The following is a 2747-nucleotide window of genomic DNA, read 5'->3' on the forward strand; positions in this document are numbered from 1 at the left end:
CCCGCCACTGGGGGGCCTGCTGGAGGAGGGGGAGGAGGCCCTGCTCCTCGAGGAGGTGGGCCAGCAGGGCCCCGGGCCTGCGGATTCCCCCCTTCCTGGAGCCCCAAAGGGCGGTGAGGACGGCCTCCCGGACGCGCTCAATGGCCCAGGCCACCAGGTCCAGGGCCCCTTCCCACATCCCGTAGAGCTCCGCCCTCAGGGCCCCCCAGATCACCCAGGCGTAGAAGCGGACGCTGCCGGGGTCCTTGAACTCGTGGGCCAGGCCGAGGGCGATTTTTGCGACCAGGAGCCGCTTTTCCTGGGCTTTGGCCGCCCGCAGGCTGACCCTGAGAGAGTGTATATCTAACGCGGTTTCGCTTCGCTCACCCGGGGATAACGCGAACCCCAGTAGAAACTCCAGGGCCTCGAGGTCCTCCTTAGGGGACCTTTTCTTACACTCTCTCAGAGCCAGCTTTGCCGCTCGCCAAGCCGTTTTCCCCTCCTTGATGTCCCCCTCCAGGTCCCGCCAAGGATGGGTGAAGTCCTCCCGCTCCAGCCGGGGGCGGCGGGAGCGGTGGGGCAGCCGCACCGCGTACACCGCCCCAGCCGTGTAGATCCCAGACCGCCCCTTCACCGTCGCCGGGGTCATCCAAGCCCGCCGCACCACCAGGCCCCGCTCCTTCAGCTCCACCAGGGCCCGGTACAGGGTGGCCTCGCTCACCCCAAGGGCCAGGGCCAACGCCCGGTTCACCCCAAAGACCGTCACCTGGCTCAGGTTCTTGGGGATCGGCCGGTCCCCAAGCCGCCGGGTGAGGAGCTCCAGCCCCGCGGCCAGCAGGAGCCGGTAGGCCCCTTGGGCCGTGGGGCTCAGGCCCTCCACCGCCTCGGGGTGGGCCTTCAGGGCCTGATCCACCAGCTGGAACACCGAGGGCCGCCGCTCGATGGGCGGCACTTCCCCGGGCGCCGGACGGGCCAGGGCCTCCCGCACAGCCCGCTTCAGCTCAGCCTCCGCCTCCCTGGGAGCCGGGGGCGCCGGGGGCGGGGGAGGAGGAGCCTGGGGGTCTTCCTCCCCCGGCAGGCCCTCCAGAAGCCTCAGGTAGAGGGGGGGGAGCTCCTCCCCCTTCGCCCGCTTCCTCCGGGCCAGGGCCTCCAGGAAGGCCCGGCCCGCCGCCGAGATGCCTGCTTGAGCTTCTGGTTTTTGATATCCGCTTCCTTTAACTTCCTCCGGGGTCATAAACCCCTCCCTTTTTTTCGCGTGGGGGACGGCTCTCCCCCGCGCACCCGATAGGTGCCTCTTGCCGTTCCCGCTGGGAGGGGGTAGGCTAGGTGCAAGAGGAATCCCGCAAAGAGTTTGGTGTTGGCTTTCCCCTCCCTAGGGGTGCCTCTTCTTTGGTCCTCACGCGGCCCTGCCGCCTTGGGCCCCAGGGGGGCCCGGTCTTCCCATTGCCCGCCATTATACCGGGCCCAGAGAGGCAAGGGGGTCTGGCCGCATCCGGGAACCATTCCCTAACCCTTACCACCCCCAAGGAAGAAGGTCAATATGCTCAACACAGGCATACCAACAGGCGTGATGGAGTTCACTTGAAAAGCTCCCGCGCGCACTGTAGTAGCCCAGAGAAGGGAAAAAGGGACCTCTATAATGTCCAGCGAGATGGCCGCAAAAGGGGGCAAAGTTCGCAGATCGCTTGCAATTTCCGATGGGCAAGGGCACTCTCCGGGACCGCGCAGGAGAAGGCCTCTGGTGGGCTCTGATGGGCGGGTGGACCTCGAGGCCGTCCGCCTCTTCCTCCAGGCCGGGCGCTACGCGGAAGCCGAGGCCGCCCTGGACCGGGACCCGAGGCCGGAAGATCCCGAGTGGCTCCGGCTCAAGGGCTGGGCCCGCTGGCACCTGGGGGAGGAGGCGGGGCTGGCCCTGGTGGAGCGGGCGGCGAGGCGGGCGCGGGAGGGGGCGGGGTGGGTTTGGCAGGACCTGGGAGCCCTGCTCTTCCGGGCGGGGCGGTGGCGGGAGGCGGAGGAGGCCCTGAAGAGGGCCCTGGACCACTTCCTGGCGGAGGAAGACCACCTGGGCCGGGCGTGGGCCCTGCACGGCCTGGGGGTGGCGGCCCTGCACCGGGGGGAGCTGGGATGGGCCCTGCGGCGGGCGGAGGAAGCCTGGGCCCTGGTGCGGGCCAAGGCCCTGGGGAGCTTCCGCAACCGGGTGCTGGTCCTGCTCTCCTCCGTCCACCGGGCCAGGGGGGAGCTGAGGGAGGCCCTCTTCCGGGCCCGGCAGGCGGCGGAGGGCAGGCTGGACCCCGACGACCGGGCGGTGGCCCTGCGGGCCCTGGGCACCGCCCTGCGCCTTTCGGGGCGGCCGGCCCAGGGAAGGGAGCGCCTCGAGGAGGCCCTGAAGGCGTCCGGGGAGGGGGCCAGGCGGGGGGCGGCCCTGGCGGAGCTGGCCGCCTGCCACCTCTCCCTCGGCTGGCGGAGGGAGGCCCGGCGGACGGCGGGGGAGGCTTTGGGCCTGCTGGACACCCACGCCCCGGCCAGGGCCCGGCTTCTGGTGGTCCTGGCGGAGCTGGCCCGGAGGGAAGAGCCGGGGGAGGGAAGCGGGAGCCTAGGGCTTCTGGAGGAAGCCCTGGCCATAGGCCCCTACCCGCTCATGGAGGAGGCCCTGGCCTTTCCCGACCTCTTCGCCCTGGCGGAGGCCCGCGGGCTCCGGCTCCCCAGGACCCGGCGGGCCCCGGAGAGGCCCAAGGTGCGCCTGGAGGAGCGGGAGAGGCGGCTCTGGG

Annotated in this window: 2 protein-coding genes; one reads left to right on the plus strand and one right to left on the minus strand. The window is 71.2% G+C overall.

The window, feature by feature from the left end; translation table 11 throughout:
• Positions 1–1213 (minus strand): hypothetical protein (locus tag L1088_RS12330; RefSeq protein ID WP_234555354.1); only part of this gene is annotated, 1213 nt, incomplete at its 3' end.
• 507 nt (positions 1214–1720) lie between these two features.
• On the opposite strand from L1088_RS12330, the gene L1088_RS12500 reads away from it, so the two are divergent.
• Positions 1721–2747: tetratricopeptide repeat protein (locus L1088_RS12500; protein WP_326490785.1), on the plus strand; the 1027-nt coding region annotated here is incomplete at its 3' end.

This window comes from Thermus caliditerrae (assembly GCF_021462525.1).
In the GTDB taxonomy this organism is placed as follows: Bacteria; Deinococcota; Deinococci; order Deinococcales; family Thermaceae; genus Thermus; species Thermus caliditerrae.